The organism is Nostoc sp. C117, from assembly GCF_043099735.1.
Lineage (GTDB): Bacteria > Cyanobacteriota > Cyanobacteriia > Cyanobacteriales > Nostocaceae > Nostoc.
In genome coordinates, this window is record NZ_CP170991.1 from 4,623,371 (window position 1) to 4,648,477 (window position 25,107).

Sequence of the window (25,107 nt, forward strand, 5' to 3'; positions counted from 1 at the left end):
ACTTCTCCCTATCTTGAACTAAAGTTCAAATCTGTCCCTCTCCGACTCGGAGAGGGAAATTTTTGTGTAGTGAAACCTCTGATTTTTTGATTAAGCGTGAAAATTTTCACCAAATTGGGCTAAGAACGTGCAAACTCAATAAAGAGATTTTTATATAAGCCGCCTTTGCACCCAACAATTAGCGATCGCTTGTACTGGAGATAAGCTATGCAAATAAACATGCTAAATCACAAAGACGCGATAAATCGCCGTCTCTACAATAATCCATCCTTAGATTTATCGCGTCTCTTGGCTTAAGCAAACCGTATTGAGGGCTGTCATTAGTCCTTAGTCATTTGTGTTTACTAAGGACTAATAACGGTCTTCACGTCCAATATGTAAGCACGTTAGCTTATCTGCGATCGCTTTAGGCGATGTTTGCGATCGCTACAGTCTTATACTACCTTTAGTTACCTTCACTTTTTTTGATTCTTCAACGATTTGGTAGAGTTTGTCTTCAAGTTTTTCCATACATGCTGACCAATCGAAATCGATTATAGAGGGGCGAGCGTGTCTAGTCATGTCTGCCTTCAGGTCAGGATTTTCTAGAATCGTAATCACTTTTTGGGCGAAGTCTCTTGGGTTGTTGGGTTTGGCAAGAAAGCCATTGCGACCAGGATATACCTGTTCTGAGGTAGAAGGTGCAATCACAGCAACCACAGGAGTTCCAGACGCCAGTGCTTCGTTATTTGTAGTGCAGAAGTTTTCGGTGATGGAGGGATTAACAAAAATATCTGCTCTAGCAAACCAACCCAAAAGTTCTGTACCATGGGACTCACCCCACATGGTAATACCAGATCCAAACTGTTTGGCACGCTGACGGATTTCTTCATCCTGAGGACCACTACCAACAATCACCAAATGAACATCAGGGATTTTGGCGGCGATGAGTGGAAATATATCAATTAGTTGGTTGACATTCTTTTCAGGGGTGATGCGTCCGACAAACAGCAGAGTTGGTCGTTGGTCATGGGGAATTGGATCGTAACAGATATTTCTTGGGTGAAATTTTTCACAATCTATCCCTTGATAAGGAACGTATTCAGCACGTTGGCATTTTAGATCTTTGTATTTATTCAGTTGTTCTTGAGATGAAAAGTAATTGAAGTCATAAGACTCACTAAACTGCTTGACCAAAATCGGCACAATTGGACGAACCAAGTTAAAGAACTTTTCTCCAAAGTAATATTTGATGTAGGCAACAATATCAGTATGGAAAAGTGATATTGTTGGGGTACTTGTTCGTTTTGCGTATTGAGTGCCCACAGAGCGGCCATAACCTTGCAAGAAAAATGAGTATAAACCTCTCATTTGTGCTGCTTCTTCAACTATGATAACGTCGGGCTGGAACTTCTCCAATAGCTTGGTATCACTCCAATGACGATAATGCAATGGTTGGGGAAGAGACTTGTAGAATATCAGTGGTTGGGTGGGGAATGCGTAAGCAGAGAAGTTAGGGAAAGTTTGAATTTCATTTAATCCTGGCATAGGACGAGCGCCAACATTTTTTGGATAGCGATCGCTAATTTGTGGATGAATCAAAAAAACCTCATGTCCCTGTTGTAACAACCAACGAACTCGTTGGTGTACTGCGACAGAAACCCCAGTTAAAAAAGGAGCATACAATCCCGTAAATAACGCAATGCGGAGTGGTTGCTTAGTCATATGAAAAAGGAATTATTTCACGAAAATGCTGGTTTTGGATTTAGGACTTACGCAGCAATGTTTCATGAACATCCTGATTATTTGGCTCAGCAATTCCCACGAATAGAGTTAGAACAAGGATTTACGCATTTACAAACAGCCTCAATTTTAGATTGTGAAAATAATGTTTCTGAAACGTACTCAGAAACCATCAAAACATTCAAAATCTCAGTCAAAATTCCCCTTAATATATTTCTTTTAACCCTTGTCTATCATGTGAAGATGTGTGTTTTACAAGAGTTAAAGTTAATATGGTTATACTATAAATAAGGTAATATAAATTGAACACTAGGGAATGTTTAGTTTGATAAGTTTCATGCCCTAGTTTAAAGATGCAAAAGTAAAAATTAAAAAGGTAAAATAAATGATATCATCTTCGGTTGAAGACTTATCATTAGGGCTAACACGGTGACACGGCGATCAGAGAGATTTTAATAACAAGAATTACCCGAACTTCATACAACACATAACGATCGCTTCAAAGAGAAACCTTGCTATCAACTGGCTGATCTAACCATTGATAAGGGCGATATTCCACTAGTCGGATATTCCAAGCTCCTTGAGCGCGATAGCTAACACCGCGCCAGGTCACTGTTGAAGTCCACAGAGATGATAGCATTGCTAACCCATAAACCCATTGTGTTAGGGGAATGCCAATCAACATTTTAACGATTGTGGTGAGTGATAATTTGGCGATCGGCTGGTCATTCAAGCGAACCACTTGCTGTATGCCTAACTCCAAGATGAGCATCAGTAAGAGTAATCCGACAATATAAACACCATAACAGCCAAATAATAAAGCTGCGGCTTCCCATTTTCCCTCTAATAATGAGTCTAAAACTAACATAATGACTGTCGTGGGAAAGAGAATACTAGAAACAGCTTCGCTCACTAAAGCTAGCCAACGTGGATGATAAAGCCGCGCACAAAGTATGAAGCGCTTGAGATAATCTAATAAACTGACTAAATCAGTTTCTTCCCGATTAACTATTAACAAAGAAGGCACAAACTTTACTTGCAATCCATGTATTTTGAGAACATCATGAATCATGAAATCTTCACTTAAAGCCTGTCCCCACTTATCTAAAAGTTCTGTTTTGTGAAGGACTTCTGTTTTAATAGCCAAAGTTCCACCCCAAGGAATTTGGAAGAGAAACATTTGCACTACTGTGGATACATTACCTGTATATCGCACCAAAGATCCCCAATACTTACCTGTTGGCACATACCAACGGTTACCCGTTGTTGCTCCCACATTGGCATCACCTAGAGGACTAACTAATTCTCGCAGCCAATTGCGATGAACTATAGTATCAGCATCAACTAAAGCCACTACCTTATAAGAATCGTCCAACTCACGGACAGCTTGGACTAAAGAACTACATTTGAGACTACAATTATTGCGTACTATTCTCAAACGACTGATTTGAACATTGGTAGCTTCTTGCTCAGTAATAGTTTCGCTAGCAATTTTCCAAGCGGGATCTTCTTGGCTATCAACGATTAATTTTAAATCATACTGTGGGTAATTTTGGTTTAGGAGCGATCGCAAACATTTAGGCAAAAACGGATCGGCTCCCCGCAGACAAAGAATGACTGCGGTTTTGGGCAACTGGTCATCTGGTAATAAGGTTTTTGGGGATGAACGCAGATACCATAAAAAGATTAGCGTTAAACACACCTGAATAACCAGCCAACCCATTAAAGACTTAGACAGAAATATTGCCAAATCTTCCATTAAATTTTTAGTCTCCGGCAGAATAGGGCATTGGGTATAAGGAATGGAGGAAATTCTTCTCTCCATTCCCCTTTGATTTAGGAATCCAACGAATATTTCATAATAATGTTGACTGTTGTATCTTTGTTCACAACAAAACTGGCATCACGAAACTTTGGCGAACCTGTTTGTATAGAGACAGTGGGATTTTTAGAAATTCCAAAACCTTCTTTGGGAATACCAAAAAAGTCACTGTTAAGTTTACGATCGCCATTTTGATCGTCAACTACGGCAACAGCATAAGTTCCAGGTTTTAAACCAGAGAATTCTTTTTTTACAGAAGTGCCTGTAATCTTAGTGCAGCCACTTTGAACTTCACCAGTATTACTCATCGGAAATCCTTTCTCATTTGCGAAAACTCGAAAGCAAATCTCGCCTTTTTGGTGACGGATTCCATTGACGACAACACTCAGTTTTTCAGTCTGCCCAGCGTTCACTGTTTTAGCAAAGCTGATGCTCACTAAACTGGCAAGTACAAAATAACAAACTTGAGATAGTTTCAGCATAATTTTTGAGTGGAAAATAGGTGATTTGGGATTTTCAAAAAAACTGCGATCGGCAGCTTTAATTTTTGAACTTATTCGTTCAATGTGTGACTTGCTACTCTTTAATTGATGCTGCTTGTAAACCTTTCCAGAGTACTTGCAGCACTTTTAGCAAATCTTTCAGTAAAAGATATTTTGATCCTTTTAACTGCTTGTGTAGACTTTTATGACAATATAGCCGCTCAGATAAACTCAATGAACTACGCCATATCGAGAGTAGATACTCCCAGATTATTCTCCAATGCGGCAATAAAATTTTTCCTTCATTTGCTGAATCAAACCACACTGAATATGCATAAAAATCAGGCAGTATACTCAATGAGGATTTTTGATTATTATCAGTAAATGACAAATAATTAGGAAAGAACATACTCAAAGATTGTTCTGGATGACTTCTGGCAAAAAACAGATATTCAGGAATTTCATAAAAACGACCGACTAGCGCAAGTCTTAATAATAAAATTCCATCTGCATTCCCATAACCACCCATAAGCGGTATTTTCTTTAAGGCACTAGCACGAATTACCCCGTAACATTGATAAGATAAATGTTTGGCTAGTAATTCCTGAAAACGATCCTGTGGCTTGAGGGAATCTGTCTTAAGTTTGATATTGTAATTTTGAAGAAAATTTCCCTGTTCGTCAATGAAATATACCTGGGTGTGACACAAAATAATGCTAGAATCTTGGTCAAGCACTTGAACACATTTGCTAATAAAATCGGCAGCATGTAAATCATCATAGGCAGCCCATTTAAAGTACTCACCTGAAGACAATTCAAAGACACGATTGAAGTTACAAGCGCAACCGATATTCTTGTCATTGCGGTAGTAACTAATACGTCGATCTTTCTTGGCGTATGTCCTACAAATTTCCTCAGTTCGATCTGTAGATGCATTATCTGAAATAATTAGCTCAAAATCTTCAAAAGTCTGAGCTAAAAGTGAATCTATGGCTTCTTTGAGGAATTTTTCACCATTATATACAGGTAATCCGATGCTCAATCGTGGCTGATTGCTACTCATAGAAAGCAAATACTCGGACAATCTGTGAATTGTTTTATGATTAATGCCAACTAATTGTTAGATAGATGCAATGTAAGAAGTCGAAACTCAGAATAATTTCATACCCAAGCTGAATAATATCAAGAAAATCAATCAGCTATAACAAGCTTTATTTTCTAATTTGGCGTTGGATAATTGCGGGATAATTTGATAATTTGGATCGATACATAATCACCGCATCTCTGTTTCAGCCCCAATCATCCCATTATTCAGCAACGCCTCTAATTATTCTACTCCCACTCCCAAATAACTATTTAATCAACTTTTGGATATCTGTTTTTTGCAGCCATTCATGTGTTCGCTGCATACCTTCTTCTAGGTCAATTGCTGGTTTATAATTTAACATGTTTTGCGCTTTGGCAATTGAACAAGCATAAGGACGAGTCATAAAATCTATAGACTCTGGTAAAATATCAACTTTTTTCCGAAAAAGTTTTTGTCCTTGAACGCGCAGCTTTAAAAACAATTTGATCTCATCTTTTGGTAATGAAAGCGGTGCTGGTAAACCTTCCATCGCGGATAAGCGCATAAAATAGTCTTTCCAGGAAGTTTCTTGTCCATCGGTGATATTAAATATTTCACCGTAAGTTTCTTTTTCTATGGCTAGAAAAATACCATCAATCAAGTTATCTATATATACATGATTGATTACTCCTTTACCATCGTTGGCATAGGCAAATAACTTTTGACGCATCATTAGAATTGGCCTGACTATCCAGGGAATACTTCCTGGGCCGTAAACATCTCCAGCTCGAATAATAATAATGCCAAAACCTGGAGTATTTAGTTCTAAAAGTGCTGCTTCAGCTTCTATTTTTGTTTGACAGTAGGGATTATTATCGCCCGAAAGGACTCCAGTTTCTGTAACACCATTAGAATAGTTAAAGCCATAAACCATGACACTGGAAAGATGTACAAATGTTTTGACACCAGCTTGCTTAGCAGCTTTAGCGATGTTTACACTACCGGCAACATTGACATCCCGAAAATGATTAATTGCACCAGCTTCTTCAGCAATTTGCTCTGTATGTAAAACAATATCTACTCCCTGGCAAGCTTTTTGAGCAGTAGTAGGATCGGTAATACTACCATTAATTATTTCAATGCCTAAAGTCTGTGCTTTTTTATTCTGTTCTGTAGAAGTTTGTAGTCCACGAACCTTCATTCCTTGCGCTATTGCTAATTCAGCTATACGCAAACCGACAAATTCATCAATTCCAGTAATTAGCAGAGTTTTGTTGTGAAGATTCATAAAGTAAAAGTTATATCGATTTTGGATTTTGGCTTAAAGGTTTGGCACAATAGTTTCAACGATTATTCAGGGAATAATTGGTTAGAAAATATCTCCGGGATCTGCGGAGCGAAGTTTGTTAATAGCAAGCGCTCCAGATGTTATACACATTAAAACCGTTGAAGTTAAGACAATCACTGCATTATTAGTGGTCATAACTATTGGTAGTTTTGTTGCTTCCATTGCAAAATCATATAACAACACAGAAGTCAAAAAACCGGGGATATAACCTAAAATTGCTAAAATCAAAGCTTGTTGGAAGACCACATTCAATAAATATCTGTTGGCATACCCGATGGCTTTTAATGTGGCATAAGCAACGAATTGTGTAGCAATATTGCTATAGAGAATTTGATACACAATGACCACCCCAACAACCGCAGCCATTGTCAACATCAGGTTAAGTATAAAACCAATTGGTGTTCTAACTGCCCAATATTTTTTTTCAAAATCAATAAAGCCTTGGCGTGTAAAAACCTGGACATCATTGGGCAAAGTTGCTTGTAAATTTTTTAGTACTGTTTGTACATCACTACCAGGTTTGAGCGTAATCAAACCGATATCTATCATATCTGCCGGACGAGTATTGGGATTTATCCTGAGGAAAGTTGAGTCACTGACAAGTAAGTTGCCATCTACTCCAAAAGAAGGTCCTAAGCTGAATAATCCACCAATTCTCACTCTATAGCCAATTAATGAATTGAAGGGAAATATTTCAATTGTCTGTCCAAGATCTCCCCCATTAAAGTTTCCAGCTATTGGGCCAAATTCTGGACGAGAACTCCGGTCAAAAAGCACAACATCAGGAATTTTGAGTTTGTCTAGATTTTGCTCAACTTCGGGGATGTTCATCACAGGCCTACCTGGGTCAAAACCAATAACGTATATTGAATATTTTTCACCAGTTGCCGGATTTTTCAGTTTGGCAAATTGCAGATACATGGGGCTAACTGACTCTACGCCATTAAACCCCAAAGTTTGATACAAACGAGTCCGTGAAAAACTTTGATTGGAGGTCAAAGATTTATATTGCGAACTAACTAAATATAAATCTCCCTTGAGATTTTGATGCACTGCGGTTGCACTAGAATACAAAGCATCTTGAAAACCAAGTTGCACAAACATGAGCAAGACAATAAAACCAATCCCGGCTACAGCTACTACTAAACGAACTTTTTGCTGGGCTAGCTGTAGCCATGCTAAAGGAATTTTAAAATTCATAGATTTATTTGTTATTTGTCATACCCTGCGGGAAGGCGAGGCGCCTATGTCATTTGTCATTTGTCATTTGCGAATGACTAATAACTAATGCCCAATGCCTAAATATGAATGGCAACATCGACCTGTAAGTTAGTTAAACGGGCGACCTTTTTACTGTCTGCGGGATTATCGATAGAGATTTTCACTTCAACTATTCTGCGGTCTGTATCTGAACCAGGGCTGAGGCTGAAGATGCTTTGTTTGTCAACTTGCCAACCAATCTCTTTTACAGTTCCTTTTATGGTTCCAGTAAATGCAGTGCTGGTAATTGTGGCTTTTTGCCCTACACGCACTTTTTGAACATCGGTTTGATACACCTCTGCAATCACATACATTTGCGATGTCTTACCGATTTCAGCAAATCCTCTGCTGGTGCTGATGACTTCTCCGGTTTTAGCGTGAATTTTTAAAATTTTGCCATTTATGGGAGATTTAATGTAACTTAAGTCCAAGTCAGCTTTTGCTTGTTGAACAGCAGTTGTGGCACTGTTGACTTCAGTTTGTGCAACTTGAACATCTACACTACGCACTTCGCTAATACTGGTAAGTTGTGCTTCTGCTTGCTTGCGTTGTTCTTGGTATGTGTCTTGGGTGCGCTTGAGGGTGGCTTGAGCTTCTGCTAGTTGCTGTTGTGTAGTCTTTAGTTGCAAAGCTTTGGTATCTGCTACAGAAGCCGCGATCGCACCTTGTTTATATAATTGCTGATAGCGATTGTTCTCGGCTTGAGCGTTATCTACTTCCGCCTGGATGCGGTCAATTGTCGCCTGTTGTGTAGCAACATCCCCTTTATATTGTGGCTCTAAACGGGCGATAACTGCCTTTTGAGCATCAATATCTCCCGTTTTACCTCCAGATTTCACCTGCGCTAATTTAGCTTTAGCAACTTGCAGTTGATCTAAAGCCTGTTGCAAAGCCGTCTTAGAACGACCATAATTTTCTAGATAGGCCAATAATTGCCCTGCTTTAACTGCATCTCCTTCTTTTACCAACAGTCTATCTACTCGCACACCATTATTGGAAGCAGGAGCAGTCAAAGAAGTAACTTCGCCTTCTGGCTCTAAACGTCCCAAGGCAGTTACAGCAACTTTCGCAGGAGTGGCAGCTTTTGGAGAATTCGCTGGCACTGTTTGAACTTTAGATTTAGACCAAAACGGTGCCAAACTATATAAAGTGATTAATCCGATCGCTAAAGTCAGAGAAGCTGCTAAGATTGCTTGCGATCGCCCTATGGGTTTTGTGAATAATCGGTTTTCTTTATTTACTGCCATATTTTCATTCCAATTCTGCTTTTTGAGGGGATAGCCTGGTTATATTTAGTCGATTACAATAGACTCATCCGCAAATTACCAAGAGGGCTTTTCCTCTAGGTTTCTACCTGAATCAAGTGGATGGATCTAAATTGGTTTTATATCAATTGTTGTACGCTTTTATCGCCCAAATTTACTATTGTGGCGTCAAAATTAATGGTGTGTTACTTCAAAGCTTCCTAAGTTATATCCTAATTCAACATCCAATCCCGTAGCGTAAAGTACAATAGCGCTAACCAGAAAACTTAACTCTCAAAATAACGAAGCGCTAATAATAATGACATCAAAACTTGGATAAACTTGTTTTTAACTATGACCTAAAAATTGATTTTTGTCAATCAATTTACTTTAAATAAGTCTTGATTATCTCATTAAAATATTTGATCGCATAGGATTCATATAGGACTTGTATTTGATTTTTGTGAAACTAGGTACACATCTATTTCCGTCTTTCCTATTCCCTAACTATCGCATTTCTGCTTCGCGCACCACGGAAGTGATTTTAGGAATCAAATCGAATTGCTATAGATAGTTAATTATTAAGTAGATTTGATATTGATAACAGATTATTATTAGCGTGGTTGTGTAATATAAGACATTATTAGCAATTTAGCTAGAGTAGAGAAAAAATAATTAACCACAGATGAAGATATATCGTCATAGGAGCGTATAACTGTCCGTTCTTCATCATTTAACTCATATTATGTTGAGCGAGTAACATACTGAAAATTAACATTTGCTTTATAAATAACCGCTTTGCTTCTCAACTTGACTTATATTGAAAAATAACCCAAAACTTTGACTCAATTATGATGTTTCTCTGAGAAAGAATACTTATGGTTATTCAATTCATCTATGTATTCATTGAATTGTTACTTACTAGACAACAGATTTGGACTGTTAACTTAATCAAGATAATATTTATGTTTAACTCGTAGATAACAAAATATTTCACACATTAATCTAGTCATAAATTATACTTTTAGGTTGGATTTTATTCAAAATTCACATCAGCAATAGTATGGGGTTATTTATAAAATAACTTTAAAGGAATGATTTAGTTTATATAAAGTGTGTTATTGTTTTTAGTAATTCAATGCTTAAAAGTTGTGAGGGAAATTAGTTATTTCCTTAAGCTTTTGAAAGTAAAAATAACTAAATATAACTGCTTGGTAATCACCTACCGTTCGTTTAATTACTTTTTTACATTGCATAAATTCGGATTAAAGGTGATGTTTTCTGTAACAAACTTGTCAACTTTTCGGGGTCTAATCTCATAAAATGTATTATCCTGGACGTTGAAATTGGCTATGATATTTATCAAGATACAGAACGTTGTCATTAATACTAGCTACGTTGCTGCTAGGCTTGATAATAAAACTATTGCCAGCAAAAAAAGCGTTTCTGTTTTATTAGCTACTCTTCAGCTTTCATTGTTCCACTGGGATACCATTATTGAAAATCTCTACCATTCAAAATGGTTTGAATTTACTGGTCAAGCAGTTATTACACTCCAAGACTATTTTACCAGTTTGAACAACGTTATCGATCGATTATCACAATATCAAGAGTCAAGCGCTGCATAATATTTTTCCGCGATGTCTACGACGGGCTACGCCTACGCTATGTGCCAAAATCGCCTGTAAATCTAAGGCTTTATTAGGGCAATATGTGTCGTGTGGTGTTGATTTAGGAAAAAGCATTTAGCAAATATAGAATAGCTAACTGCTGACAAGAGTTTTTCATTATTTAGTAGGCAACAGAAATTACTGTAGCTACACAATCCACAGTACTCACTATGCCCTATGTCTGCTTATTCAATTGATACTGCCTTAGCGGAGTTAGAGAGCCTTATCAATAATTGTGAAAAGGTTGTAATGAGGTCTATTGAGGAAAAAAAGATGAACTTAGATAAGCCAAATAAATCAGTGTCAACCAACAAAATTAACAGACAATTACAACACAATCCTATAGCTATCGTTGGGATGGCTTCTCTATTACCTCAAGCCAGAAATTTACGGGAATATTGGCAAAATATAGTAAACAAAATTGACTGTATTACTGATGTTCCTTCCACTCACTGGAGTGTTGAAGATTATTACGATCCGAATCCTAGAACGACTGAAGATAAAACCTACTGTAAAAGAGGCGGGTTTCTTCCAGAGGTTGATTTTAATCCGATGGAATTCGGCATACCACCCAGCATTTTAGAAGTCACAGATGTATCGCAACTATTAAGTTTAGTGGTTGCGAAAGAGGCGATGGAAGATGCGGGTTATGGCGAAAAACGTGAGTTTAACCGCGAAATGGTTGGGGTAATCTTAGGCGTGGCGATGGCCAAGCAGTTAGGAATGCCACTTTCTGCGAGATTAGAATATCCGATTTGGGAAAAAGCACTTAAAAGCAGTGGTTTATCTGATGAAGATACCCAAAAAATCGTTGAGAAAATCAGAAGCGCTTATGTTAAGTGGGATGAGAACGCTTTCCCTGGAATGTTAGCTAACGTAGTCGCGGGTAGAATTGCCAATCGCCTAAATTTTGGTGGGATGAATTGTGTAGTTGATGCGGCTTGCGCTAGTTCCTTTGGTGCTTTAAAAATGGCAATCAGCGAACTAGTTGAGCATCGTTCTGACATGATGCTGACTGGTGGTGTTGATACCGACAACACGATCATGGCTTACATCTCGTTCAGCAAAACACCGGCGGTTTCTCCTAGTGAAAATGTCAAACCTTTCGATGCTAAATCTGATGGGATGATGCTGGGTGAAGGTATCGGGATGATTGTCCTCAAACGTCTGGAAGATGCTGAACGGGACAACGATAAAATATATGCCGTAATTAAAGGTATTGGTACTTCCAGCGATGGGCGTTACAAGAGCATTTATGCTCCCCGCAAAGAAGGCCAAGTTAAAGCTTTAGAACGTGCTTATGAAGATGCCGGCTTCTCTCCCGCTACTGTTGGTTTGATGGAAGCACATGGCACCGGGACAATGGCTGGAGATCCGACAGAATTCGGTTCTTTAAAAGACTTTTTTGATGTGCATGATGACAAAAAGCAGCACATCGCTTTGGGTAGTGTGAAATCGCAAATCGGACACACAAAAGCGGCTGCGGGTGCGGCGAGTTTGATTAAAACTGCTTTGGCTTTACATCACAAAGTATTACCGCCGACAATTAACATCACTGAGCCAAACCCCAAACTCAACATTAAAAATTCATCCTTTTATTTGAATACCGAAACCAGACCTTGGATTCGTCCAGAAGGGGAAGCACCAAGACGCGCAGGTGTCAGTTCCTTTGGATTTGGCGGAACAAATTATCACGTTGTTTTGGAAGAATATGAAGCCGACCAAAACGCCGCTTACCGCTTACACAGCGATGCTAGTGAAGTGCTGTTGTTTGCTCCCACAGTAGACCAATTGTTGAGCAAATCGGAAGAGATTTTAGGTAAGTTGCGTTCACGAAGTGACTCCGCAGGAGTATCGCCTGAAGCAATTTCATACTACGCACAATTAGTCAATGAGTGCAAATCACAACAAATTCCCCTCTCTGCTCCCCGATTTGGATTTGTCGCTGAAAATCTCGAAGAAGCTTGTAAGTTTCTGCAAACTAGCATTGACTGGCTGAAACTCAAAGGAACAGCCGCATCTTGGGAACATCCCCAAGGGATTTATTACCGCGCTTCTGGTATGGAGTTGGGCGGAAAAGTTGTCTCTCTATTTTCTGGTCAAGGTTCGCAATACCTGGAGATGGGACGCGAACTGGTGATGAATTTTCCTTTGATGCGCCGTCTTCATGGCTATATGGATAGCCTGTTGCTCAAAGATAATTTACAGCCGTTGTCAGAAATCGTTTTCCCTCATCCTGTGTTTGGAGAGGCAGAAAAGAATGTCCAAATTGCTGCCTTACAACGCACAGAATATGCTCAACCAGCCATTGGGGTGTTGAGTGCAGGGATGTACAGCATATTGCAACAAGCTGGGTTTAAGTCAGATTTTGTGGCGGGACATAGCTTCGGGGAACTCACAGCACTATGGGCTGCGGGGGTTTTGAGTACAGAAGATTACTTGTTCTTAGTGAAAGCTAGGGGTCAAGCAATGGCTGCACCCGAAGATCCAGATCATGATGCAGGAAGTATGCTGGCTGTCAAAGAAGACATCAGCAAAGTTGAAGCAGTAATCAGACATTTTCCCCAGGTTGCGATCGCTAATCAAAATTCTCCCACTCAATTTGTCTTGGCTGGGCCGACCGCAGAAATAGCGAAAGTCAGAGAGATTTTACACGAGAAAGGATATACAGCTGTATTGTTACCTGTTTCAGCAGCGTTCCATACACCGCTAATCGCCTTTGCTCAGAAATCCTTTGCGATCGCTACCAAGTCTGTCAAGTTCCAAAGTCCGAAAATCCCTGTTTACAGCAACGTTACCAGTAAGCAGTATCCCAAGGAAGCTCAAGGTATTCAAAAGATTCTGGAAACGCACCTTTCCAACTCAGTACTGTTTAAGCAGGAAATTGAAAATATCTATGCAGCGGGTGGTACTTGCTTTGTGGAATTCGGGCCGAGGAGAATTCTCAGCAACTTGGTGAAAGAGATTCTTGGCGATCGCCCACATATTACTGTATCTCTAAATCCCAGCACTCAAAAGAATAGCGATCGCTCTTTGCGAGAAGCAGTTGTGCAATTACGTGTGATTGGTTTGGCTTTGAATAACCTCGATCCTTACCAACTTCCCCAAACTATCCCCCCAATTGAGACGAAGAAGACATTAAATGTCCGTTTGAACGGCATCAACTACAGATCCGAAAAAACGAAAAATGCCTTCGCTCTCGCCTTGCAGGATGGGCATAAAGTCACATTACCTACTCCCGAATATTCTGAAACTGCGGCTCCTTTATTTAGCAGCCCAGGTGTAACTCCACCTGTAGCAGTGATAGAAACTAACGGACATAAAAAACTTACCCCAGTAACGAACGGTGTGACTGCTACTATCATCACCCAGCCAGAGCAACAGATGAATCCTGTTACCCTGTCACAACCAGTCCAGGAATCTAAGATGCAACCAACACCAGAAAAACTTACAAATTACGAACAACTTTTAGCAAGTTTAGAATATCTCCTGACACAGTTCCAGGAAAATCAAGCCGAGAATTTACAAGTTCACGGTACTTATCTCAACCATCAAATGGAATACGCTAAAGCGTTTTTCCAACTGATGCAGCAGCAGAATTCCTTGTTGAGTGAAAGTAAATCAACAGCCGAAACTGCCAAAATGAAGCTAGTTGTCATGGAAAGCTTAGAGCGTAGCATGATGCAGTTTCACTCCCAACAAGGTGAAACCCTACGCATCCATGAACAATATCTCCAAGAGCAACTGGAATATACTAAGAGCTTTTTCCAACTCATCCAGCAAGAGTATTCTCAAATCATCTCAGGTGAAGGAGCAACTCAACTAACAGAGAAACTCAACAATTTCACTCCCTTCACCACAGAAACAACTGTTACTGATGCACCGACCAAGATAGTAGAAAGCCAGCCTTTGCCTGTAACTGAGCCTGTAGCTAAAAATGGCTTAAATGTTACCCAAGAACCTCTCCCGGCTGCTGTAGAGCCTGTAGTTGAAACTTCCTACTCCCCACTTCCCACACCGCACTTCGCAACTGTCGAGACAGTAGAGCCTGTAGTCGCGCCACCTGTCCCAGTAGTAGAAGAACCCCAAGCTGAGGTTGTAGTCAAAATTAGCTCACCCCCAGTCAACGACGTTGTTGCATTTACTCCAGCACCCACAACTGCTGCACCTGTATCTGGCGCAACCATCGATATTGTTGACTTGGATAAAAACCTGTTAGCCATCACCAGCGATAAGACCGGCTACCCAGTCGAAATGCTGGAAATGGATATGGACATGGAGGCGGATTTAGGAATTGATTCCATCAAACGGGTGGAAATCTTAGGGGCACTACAAGAAATGTACCCCAACCTACCCAAGCCCAACTTAGAAGAACTGTCAGAAAAACGTACCATCGGTCAAGTTGTAGAGTATCTGCAATCTCACGCTTCCAAAAGTGTTTCTGTAGAAATTGCAGTTCACGAAATACAACCAGCAACCGAGATTCCAGTAGAGACTGCACCAGTAGTTGAGGTAGTCGCTGCACCGGAACCAAGCATAGTTGTCGCATTCACCCCAGAACCAGAAGCCGCTCCTTCTACAAGTGATGAATTTGCAAACTTAGGCGAAACCCTGTTAGCCATCACCAGCGATAAAACCGGTTATCCAGTGGAGATGCTGGAACTGGAAATGGACATGGAAGCCGATTTAGGAATTGACTCCATCAAACGGGTAGAAATTTTAGGGGCGATGCAAGAAATGTACCCCAACTTACCCAAGCCAAATATCGAAGAACTCGGCGACCTCCGCACCATCGGTCAAATAGTTGATTACCTACAGCAGTTGGCTGGAGGTGAAAAAAAAAGTCTGAGCCTGAGTTTGTCCAACAGCAGCCACCGGAATTAGAACATGAACTAGAGCATAATATCCAGCGCCATCTCGTCAAACTCAGAAGTTTACCACAGCCCGATTATTTGGATTTCACGTTACCAGAGGGACACATCGGTTTAATTACCGATGATGGTTCCCTCACCACTTACAAATTAACTGAATCCCTAATCGAGAAAGGCTGGAAAGTAGTAGTTATCAGCTTTCCCCAATCGCTCATCGCCCAACAAGCGCCCTTACCCACAGGAGTAACCCGCGTTACCTTAGCAAACTTAAGTGAAGAACATCTTCAACAACAATTGCAAGCGATCGCATCTCACTGCGGAACGATTGGGGCCTTCATCCATCTCCATCCAATGTTTGTAGGAAATCACACCGGGAGTATTTCTTATAACGAACAAGAAAAGGCGATCGTTAAGCACGTATTTTTGATGGCGAAACACCTCAAACCTTCCCTCAACGAAGCCGCAAAGCATGGACGTAGTTGTTTCTGCACAGTTGCTCATCTTGATGGAGCCTTCGGTTTAGAGTACAAAGTCAACTTCGGTGCGATCGGCGCTGGTTTGTTCGGATTAACCAAAACTCTGAGATGGGAATGGCCAAAAGTATTTACTCGTGCGATCGACCTAAGCCCTAGACTTGACGCTAAACAGTCAGTACAAAACATCATCGCCGAACTTCACGACCCCAACCTTTATATAAGTGAAGTTGGCTACGGCTCACAAGGACGAGTCACCATTATCGCCGATTAAATCCCCTCCTTCTGCGCTCTCCGCGTCTCTGTGGTTCGTTAAAAAAAAACCGCAGAGGCGCAGAGGACACAGAGAAAGAGATAGGAACAACTTGTCTTAAATTACGAATTACGAATTACGAATTACGAATTAATCCCAGAGGATTTATGACACAAACAGCCCAGCTTAGTCCATCATCTGTCTTTGTCGTGAGCGGCGGTGCAAAAGGGATTACGGCTGAGTGTACTATCAGATTAGCCCAACAGCAACCCTGCAAATTCATCCTCCTCGGTCGCTCCGAACTATTAGAAACCGAGCCAGATTATGCTCAAAATTCCGATGAATCAGCATTGAAAAAATGCATCATGGAAAATCTTCTTTCTCAAGGAGAGAAGCCCACACCCATGAATGTGCAAAAAATATATAACAAAATTACCTCCAGCCGCGAGATTAAAAAGACTCTAGCAGCAATTGAAAAAACCGGAGCTAAAGCAGAATATATCAGCGTCGATGTCACAGATACGCCAGCTTTACAAGAAAAACTTGCCACTGCTGTACAACATCTGGGCCCAATTACCGGAATCATCCACGGTGCTGGAAACTTAGCTGATAAGTTAATTGAAAAGAAAACAGAAGAGGATTTTGAAAAGGTTTACACCGCCAAAGTTCAAGGTTTAGAAAACCTACTAACTTGCGTTAACCCTAATCAACTTCAGCATTTAGTTTTGTTCTCTTCAGTAACAGGATTTTACGGAAATCCTGGACAATCTGATTATGCGATCGCAAATGAAATTCTGAACAAATCGGCCCATATATTTAAGCAAAGTTATCCCTCGTGTCATGTAGTCGCTATCAACTGGGGCGCTTGGGATAGTGGGATGGTGACAGCAGAATTAAAGAAGATTTTTCAAGAGCGAAAAATCGATATAATTCCCATTGCAGTTGGGGCACAAATGCTGGTTAAGGAAATGGATAACGCCAACCATGCAACCGCACAAGTTGTTATTGGTAGCCCACTGGTTCCACTGGCGGCAGAGTTAGATTCAGAACTACGAACTTATCGTATTCGTCGCCAAATGACATTGGAAGCTAATCCATTTTTACACGATCATACGATTGCTGGTTCTCCAGTTTTACCCGCAACTTGTGCAATGACCTGGATTATCAATGCTTCTGAACAATTATATCCTGGTTACAGATTGTTTAATTACCAAGATTTTAAAGTTTTAAAGGGGATTACTTTCAATGAAACATTAGCGAAGGAACATATTTTAGAGATAGAAGAAATTTCTAAAGTTAATCTTGAAAAAATCGAACTTAAAGCCAAAATTTCGAGTAAAAACCCCGAAGGCAGAATCCATTTTCATTTTAGCGCTCAACTCAATCTCCAGCGAGAAATCCCAGTTCCACCTATCTATGAATCTCTCAATCTCGAACCAGATAATATCATTACCGCGACAGGAAAAGATTTTTACCAAAATGGTGGGGCTACATTATTTCACGGCCCCGGTTTTCAGGAAATAAAAAGAGTCTTAAACATCACTCCTGAAAAAATCACTACAGAATGTCTTTGGCCAGAACTCACCCCACAGGAACAAGGACAATTCCCCGTGCAATGGGTTAATCCTTACACCACTGACTTGAGTATGCACGCCTTATGGGTTTGGACACAACACTTTCATGAAGAGGGTTGTTTACCTGGAAAAGTAGAAAAATTTGAACAGTTTGCGATGATACCACATAACGAAACATTTTACGTTTCTTGTGAAGTACTAGCTAAGACACCAAGTAGTGCGATCGCAAACTTTATCATACACGATCGCCAAGGTAAAATATACTCACGAATGCTAGGCGCTCATGCGATTATTTGGTCAATGAAAATGCTTAGAAGCTAGTAATCTGTGAAATTAAAAGTTTGTAGTAAGGACTTTAGTCCTTGTTTTATAAGTACAGATTTGTGTGAGCTTGTGGCGAATTGAGGGTTGAATTTTCAACGCAAAGGGGCGCAAAGGGAAACGCAAAGGTTCGCAGAGAGTTTGCTAGATATCTTGTACTAAGGAATAAAGTCTTTACTGTAAACTATCCAAGCTAGCTTAATCTTAGGATTGCTATAACTTGCCTCGTTTAAAGTTTGGGGAACAGCGTAAATCCTGCCTTTTAATTATCTCTTGCTAAATACCCAAACTCGGAGCATATAAATCGTGGAAAAAATAGCCATTATCGCATTGTCATGCCTATTCCCCGATGCAAAGAATCCTGAAGAATACTGGCAAAACATCGTTAATCAAAAAGATTCGACATCCTCTGCAACTGTCGAAGAAATCGGAGTAGATCCGACAATCTTTCACAATCCAGTTAAAGGTACACCAGACAAAACCTATTCTCTCAAAGGCGGATACATCCGCAACTTCCAGTTTAATCCATCTGAATATAATCTACCATCAGAATTTGTTGCTGGTTTAGATAATACCTTCAAATGGTCATTGTATGCCGCTAAACAAGCAATTGAACAAAGTGGTTATTGGGGTAATCAAACTGTTCTAGCAAAATGTGGCGTAATTTTAGGTAATTTGTCATTCCCAACAAAATTATCTAATCAATTATTCTCTCCAATTTACCAGCAAGCTATTAACCCTGCTGTCAGAGAACTTTTGCAGTGTGAAGACTTTGATTTAGCTACTTTACCAAGTGCAACCAAAGCCTCTTTATACAATGCCATGATATCTGGTTTACCAGCATCTATCATTGCTCAAGCACTATCTCTATCCCAGATTAATTTATGTCTGGATGCTGCTTGTTCGTCATCATTTTATGCCATTAAACTAGCATCTCATTACTTATGGTCACACAAAGCTGATGTCATGTTAGCTGGAGCTATCAGTTGTGCAGATTCACTATTCGTGCGGATGTTATTTTCCGGTGTTCAAGGGTATGCAGAAAATGGCATTAGCCGCCCCTTAGATAAGTCCTCTAGAGGGCTAATCCCCGCCGATGGTGTTGGGATGGTAATGCTGAAGAGATATTCTGATGCTGTTAGAGATGGTGATAATATTCTCGCCACTATCTGCGGTAATGGACTCTCGAATGATGGCAAAGGGAAGCATTTATTAAGTCCGAATCCTAAAGGACAAACCTTAGCTTTTGAACGAGCCTATAACGAGGCGAATTTTAGTCCAAAAAGCATCGATTATTTAGAGTGTCACGCCACCGGCACATTACTAGGAGATACAACCGAATTCAATTCAATAGAAACATTCTTTGGTCAAAATCAAGCTGCACCTCTGGTAGGTTCTGCTAAAGCAAATACTGGTCACTTGCTAACTGCTGCCGGCATGGTTGGCTTGACTAAGGTGATTTTGAGTATGTCTCATGGTGTAATTCCAGCAACCATGAATATTTCTGAACCTTTGACTTCAGAAAAAGGTACAATTTCCGCCGATAAAATTGTTAGAACAGCTACGGCATGGCCAAATAATAATGCACCAATTAAACGGGCAGCTATTAGCGCTTTTGGATTTGGCGGCACTAATTCTCATCTGATTTTAGAACAAGGAAATACAGCAGAATCAGTTGAATCAACTCCACCTGTTCCACCTACCAAAGTTGCTATTGTCGGCATGGATGCCTTTTTTGGTAACTGTAATGGCTTAGATGCTTTTGAACGCAGCATTTATGATGGAACCCAGCATTTTATATCTCTACCGCCTCAAAGATGGCATGGTATAGAAAATCAAGAAAATGTCCTGAAAGAGTACGGTTTAGCAGACGGAAAAGCACCAGTAGGGGCATATATCAAGGATTTTGAAATCGATACTTTATCGTGCAAAATCCCACCGAATGAGATAGAGAAATTAAATCCACAACAATTGTTGCTTCTGAAGGTTAGCGATCGCGCCGTCAAAGATGCGAAACTACAGGAGGGTGGCAATGTAGCGGTTATAGTCGCCGCCGAGACAGAATTCTCTGTGCATCAGCTACAGCAAAGATGGAATCTATCTTGGCAAGTTAAGGACGGCTTACTCAACCAAGGAATTTCTCTACCTGCTGAACAACTTTCCCAACTGGAAACCATTGTCAAAGATAGTATTCACCAACCTGTAGAAATCGGCGAATATGTGAGTCACATCGCCAACATCATGGCAAGTCGGATTTCTGCTTTGTGGAATTTCACTGGCCCTGCATTCACCGTCAGCGCTGGCGAAAATTCTGCTCTCAAAGCGTTGGAAGTTGCCCAAATGCTACTCGCTACTGGAGAAGTAGATGCAGTGGTTGTGGGTGCGGTAGATTTAGCCGGTGGTGTAGAAAATGTTTTATTCCGCAGCCAATTTGCCCCAATTAATACAGGTGTGAATACGTTGGGTTATGACCAACAAGCTAATGGCTGGACGGTTGGCGAAGGTGCGGGTGCTGTCGTCCTCAAGCGCTACGAAGCCGCTAAGGAAGATAATGAACGCATCTATGCAGTAATTGATGCCATGAGTTTTGCACAAGGTAATTCTACTTTGGGTGACGCTTTGGTAAAACCTGATGCTTCAGCTATCAGCAATGTCTGCAAACAAGCTTTCCAAATGGCGGAGATTCAACCCACAGAAGTTAACTATGTGGAAGTCTTCGGTAGTGGCGTTCCCCAAGAGGATGAAGCCGAAATCACAGGTTTACTCCAAGCTTATCCGAAAGTGGGCAATGGTTTGCACTGTGCATTGGGCAGCGTCAAAGCTAATATCGGCCACACCTATACAGCATCGGGAATTGCTAGCTTAATCAAAACCGCTCTCTGTCTTTATTACAGGTATATTCCCGCCACACCAAAATGGTCTGGTGTCAAAACACCGCAAGTATGGGAAGGTAGCCCTTTCTATGTGGCGATGGAATCAAGACCTTGGTTTGTCGATAAAGGCGGTACACGCAGAATAGCAGCAATTAATAGCATGGGTATAGATGGCAGTTACGCCCATTTAATCTTATCGGAGGAACCCAGCCAAGAGGAACGGGACAATAGATATTTGCAACAAATGCCTTTTCATCTGTTTCCGATCGCAGTTAGCGATCGCTCCACTATACCCGATATCCTAAACCATCTTCAAAAATCCATCGAAGCTAGTTCTTCTTTATCAGCTACCGCCAGCGAAACATTCGCTACTTTTCAACAGCATTCCAATCCAAAATACGTCTTATCAATTACAGGACGTAACACAAAAGATTTACTCAAAGAAATTGAATCTGCTCGTAAAGGTGTAAATAATGCCTTTGAAAACGGTACAGATTGGCAAACACCAATAGGAAGTTATTTCACAGCAAAACCATTGGGTAAAACTGGAGCAGTTGCTTATGTTTACCCCGCAGCAGTCAATTCTTATATCGGCATTGGTCGGACTGTTTTTCGTTTATTTCCTAAAGTCTTCGAGGATTTAAAAAGTAACAATCTCTACAATCGGGCTGCCGATGTTGAAAAGCTGGTTTATCCCAGAAGCTTACCTAAATTGACAACCAGGCAACTAGAAACACTCGAAAAGCAATTGTTAGATGATTCACTAGCAATGTTTGAAAGTGAAATCGCCTTTGCTAGATACATGACGGCAATTTTCCGAGATGATTTTAAAGTCAAGCCGCAATCTGTATTTGGGTATAGCTTGGGTGAAACTAGTATGATGGTTGCCCAAGGAGTTTGGAGTGATTTTGAGGGCGGAAGTAATACCTTAAACTCATCACCTCTATTTGGCGATAAATTATCTGGGCCAAAAAATGCTGTGCGTGAATATTGGGGATTAACCGATTCACCAAACAACAATTTTTGGAATACCTATGTTCTCATGGCTACTCCATCTCAAGTTAGAGAATGCCTGAAACATGAGAATCGCGTCTACTTAACTCAAATCAACACACCAGAAGAAGTATTAATCGCTGGTGAAGATGCCGCCTGTAAGCGAGTGATTGCAACTTTAGGTTGCAATGCGTTCCCCGCTCCCTTCGACCATGTGATACATTGTGAAGCGATGCGATCGCAGTACGAGGAAATCAAGAAGGTAAACACCTTACCATCGCAAAATCTTCCCGGTATTGTGTTTTATTCCGCCGCCGACTATCAACCGATTGTACTTGAAAGCGATGCGATCGCGCACAATATCGCCAAAGGATTGTGCCAAGAACTTGATTTTCCGCAATTAGTTAATCGCGTCTACGGTGATGGGGTCAAAATATTTTTAGAAGCGGGCGCTGGTAGTGTTTGTTCACGATGGATTGATAAAATTCTCGGCAACAAAGAACACATCACAGTTTCTCTGAATCGTAGAGGGATGGATGATCATGCTGCAATGGTCAAAGCATTAGCAAAACTACTCAGTCATCAGGTGAACGTAGATTTATCACCGTTGTACAACAAAGCTCAAGGAACTGCTAATCAAAATAAAGCAACATTGAGAACAGTTACCTTGGGTGGGAAAGCGATCGCTGCTACAATTTTGAGCGAAGAAAATCGCAACCTTGTTAAAGATTTGGTTGAGGATATTAAGTGCGATCGCTTCAAAATACAGCATCCAGATATACCTAATATCCAACAATCTGAAATCACAGATTATCTTAACACTTCCAACCAAATAACCCAAGAAGAAAATTACTCCCCTAACATCTTGCCTCAGTCAGAAGAAGTAAAACCGAAAAATATCATTGATAACGTTTTTGAAACGAGAGAACAATTACAATCTTCTGAGTCAAGCGCAATTGGGCAGCAAAACCTTCTTCATTCGCCACCTGTCATCACTAAAAAAATTAGTAGCATCATCAGCATGTTCGATTTAAATAAGACCCAGTATCAAAAGCTCAATGCTAATAATTCAAAGATAACTAAAGCACACACTGCCTTCTTACAAGCTAGACAAGATTACAGTCAGCAAATGAGCGAAATAATTCAATTGCAACTAGCTTGCGCCCAAAACTTGCTTAACGACGAATCCTGAGAATTTCAAATGTAGACTCTTGTCAATATGGTTAGGTTAAGATCCCTCCGCCTACGGCGACCCCCTTAAAAAGGGGGTGAATAAGAAAAATAGCTTCTTTAAGAAGTTAAAAAAGGAAAATAGCCCCCCTTTTTAAGGGGGGTTGGGGGGATCTCCGAGCGATAAACAACTTAACCAAACCGTATTGAAACTTTTTCCAAGAATTTACACCCTTCACCCTTCAAATTTAATCATCCATTGTTTGTAATCCGAGGGATAACTACCGTGACAACCGTAGATACGGTACTAAGTAAACACGATAATGGTCTTAACTTCTCCGCTTGGTCGCATAACAAAAACCAAGTTTGGAAAGGTTCTTTAGAAACTGTATCTTTTGAGAAACAAACCATCAAAGATAAATTGATGGTATTAAATAAACCCTGCTACATCGTGAAAGTTGCCGGAAAAATCGGTGTCACTAATGAGGGTTATTTATCCCCTGGTGATAATGGCACAACAGCACAAGTAGAACTGCTAACATTTGCAGCACCAATCCGCATTCAACAATTTGGAGATCCCAATTTTCTCTCCTCTCATGGAGTGAAATATGCCTACGTTACCGGCGCAATGGCTGGCGGAATTGCTTCTGAAGAAATGGTCATTGCACTCGGAAAAGAGCAAATTTTGAGTTCCTTTGGTGCAGGTGGTTTAACTCCAGAACGTTTGGAAGCAGCCATAAATCGCATTCAAGAAGCTTTACCTCAAGGGCCCTACGCATTTAATTTAATTCACAGTCCTAACGAACCTGCGATTGAACGCCGGGCTGTGGATTTATATCTCAAATATCAAGTGAGAACAGTAGAAGCATCTGCATTTCTCGACTTGACTCCCAACATTGTTTATTACCGTGTTGCGGGATTGGGATTGAATAGCGCCAATCAAATTGAAATCAAAAATAAAATCATTGCCAAAATTTCTCGCCGAGAAGTTGCGACTAAATTTCTACAACCAGCACCGGCCAGAATAATCAAAGAACTTCTTGAACAAGGGTTAATTACTGAGTTACAAGCAACTCTTGCAGCCAAAGTTCCGATGGCTGATGATATTACCGTCGAGGCTGATTCTGGAGGTCATACAGATAACCGTCCCCTGGTTTGTGTGTTACCTTCTATTATTGCCTTGCGGGATGAAATTCAAGCACAATATCATTACCAAACACCCATTAGAATTGGTGTTGCCGGAGGAATTGGGACACCACAATCAGCATTAGCAGCCTTTATGATGGGTGCTGCTTATATAATGACCGGTTCCATTAATCAGTCATGTGTTGAATCTGGGGCTTGTGAGCATACCAAAAAGTTACTAGCCCAAGCTGAAATGGCTGATATGATTATGGCTCCAGCAGCAGATATGTTTGAAATGGGAGTCAAATTGCAAGTTCTCAAACGGGGTACAATGTTCCCCATGCGAGCGCAGAAATTATTTGAACTCTATCGCGCTTATGATTCCATTGAAGAGATTCCTTTGGCAGAAAGGCAGAAATTAGAAAAACAAGTTTTTCGCAAAACTATTGCTGAAGTATGGGAAGGAACTGCGGCTTATTTGTCCCAAAAGAACCCTGAGAAACTTGGGAAAGCAGTCAATAATCCTAAACTAAAAATGGCGTTGATTTTCCGTTGGTATTTAGGATTATCTTCTCGCTGGTCGAGTTCTGGTGAAAAAGGTAGAGAAGTCGATTATCAAATTTGGTGTGGCCCGGCAATGGGCGGTTTCAATGACTGGGTACGCGGTTCTTACTTATCTGAACCAAATAATCGTCGGGTAGTTGATGTTGCTAATCAAATTATGACTGGTGCAGCCTTTTTGTACCGTGTCCAAAATTTGAAAATTCAAGGACTACAAGCTTCCGATTATTACAGTCAGTATCACCCTATTCGTTCTACATCATTGTTGGAGATTTAAAA

12 protein-coding genes and 1 pseudogene are annotated in these 25,107 nt (G+C 40.5%); 6 read left to right on the plus strand and 7 right to left on the minus strand.

Annotated elements, in window-relative coordinates:
• Positions 1 to 426 precede the first annotated feature (426 nt).
• Positions 427 to 1,704, minus strand: coding sequence for a glycosyltransferase (locus ACFG4S_RS20025; protein WP_392530780.1), 1,278 nt, complete (start codon positions 1,702 to 1,704; stop codon positions 427 to 429).
• Between ACFG4S_RS20025 and ACFG4S_RS20030 the strand changes: the two genes are divergently transcribed.
• Complete coding sequence (locus tag ACFG4S_RS20030) at positions 1,705 to 2,013, plus strand: hypothetical protein (protein ID WP_392530781.1); 309 nt, start codon at positions 1,705 to 1,707, stop codon at positions 2,011 to 2,013.
• Positions 2,014 to 2,221: 208 nt separating this feature from the next.
• On the opposite strand, the gene ACFG4S_RS20035 is transcribed toward ACFG4S_RS20030, so the two are convergent.
• From ACFG4S_RS20035 to ACFG4S_RS20060, 6 genes are all read right to left on the minus strand, one after another.
• Positions 2,222 to 3,481, minus strand: coding sequence for a glycosyltransferase (locus tag ACFG4S_RS20035; protein WP_392536032.1), 1,260 nt, complete (start codon positions 3,479 to 3,481; stop codon positions 2,222 to 2,224).
• A gap of 77 nt (positions 3,482 to 3,558) precedes the next feature.
• Entirely contained in the window at positions 3,559 to 4,026 is a 468-nt protein-coding gene (locus ACFG4S_RS20040) for a DUF2141 domain-containing protein (RefSeq protein ID WP_392530782.1), read from the minus strand.
• A gap of 94 nt (positions 4,027 to 4,120) precedes the next feature.
• Positions 4,121 to 5,089 (minus strand): glycosyltransferase family 2 protein, encoded by a 969-nt coding sequence (locus ACFG4S_RS20045; protein ID WP_392530783.1) that lies wholly within the window; start codon positions 5,087 to 5,089, stop codon positions 4,121 to 4,123.
• A 289-nt stretch (positions 5,090 to 5,378) separates the two neighbouring features.
• A complete protein-coding gene (locus ACFG4S_RS20050) occupies positions 5,379 to 6,380 on the minus strand; it encodes an NAD-dependent epimerase/dehydratase family protein (RefSeq protein ID WP_392530784.1) in 1,002 nt (333 codons plus the stop codon).
• Positions 6,381 to 6,461: 81 nt separating this feature from the next.
• The gene (gene devC / locus ACFG4S_RS20055; RefSeq protein ID WP_392530785.1) at positions 6,462 to 7,640 is read right to left on the minus strand and encodes an ABC transporter permease DevC; all 1,179 of its coding nucleotides are present in this window, start codon (positions 7,638 to 7,640) and stop codon (positions 6,462 to 6,464) included.
• Positions 7,641 to 7,738: 98 nt separating this feature from the next.
• Positions 7,739 to 8,947 (minus strand): ABC exporter membrane fusion protein, encoded by a 1,209-nt coding sequence (locus ACFG4S_RS20060; protein ID WP_392530786.1) that lies wholly within the window; start codon positions 8,945 to 8,947, stop codon positions 7,739 to 7,741.
• A 1,349-nt stretch (positions 8,948 to 10,296) separates the two neighbouring features.
• Here ACFG4S_RS20060 and ACFG4S_RS20065 point away from each other — a divergent pair.
• From ACFG4S_RS20065 to ACFG4S_RS20085, 5 genes and pseudogenes are all read left to right on the plus strand, one after another.
• The gene (locus ACFG4S_RS20065) at positions 10,297 to 10,572 is read left to right on the plus strand and encodes a hypothetical protein (protein ID WP_392530787.1); all 276 of its coding nucleotides are present in this window, start codon (positions 10,297 to 10,299) and stop codon (positions 10,570 to 10,572) included.
• A gap of 219 nt (positions 10,573 to 10,791) precedes the next feature.
• Positions 10,792 to 16,232: pseudogene (locus tag ACFG4S_RS20070) on the plus strand (beta-ketoacyl synthase N-terminal-like domain-containing protein).
• A 146-nt stretch (positions 16,233 to 16,378) separates the two neighbouring features.
• Positions 16,379 to 18,106 (plus strand): SDR family NAD(P)-dependent oxidoreductase, encoded by a 1,728-nt coding sequence (locus ACFG4S_RS20075; protein WP_392530788.1) that lies wholly within the window; start codon positions 16,379 to 16,381, stop codon positions 18,104 to 18,106.
• Between the two features lie 306 nt (positions 18,107 to 18,412).
• Positions 18,413 to 23,164 carry a PfaB family protein gene (locus tag ACFG4S_RS20080; protein WP_392530789.1) on the plus strand — a complete coding sequence of 1,584 codons (4,752 nt, stop codon included), beginning with the start codon at positions 18,413 to 18,415 and terminating at the stop codon, positions 23,162 to 23,164.
• A 264-nt stretch (positions 23,165 to 23,428) separates the two neighbouring features.
• On the plus strand, positions 23,429 to 25,105 hold the full coding sequence (locus ACFG4S_RS20085) for a PfaD family polyunsaturated fatty acid/polyketide biosynthesis protein (RefSeq protein WP_392530790.1): 1,677 nt from the start codon (positions 23,429 to 23,431) through the stop codon (positions 25,103 to 25,105).
• The last annotated feature ends 2 nt before the right edge of the window (positions 25,106 to 25,107 follow it).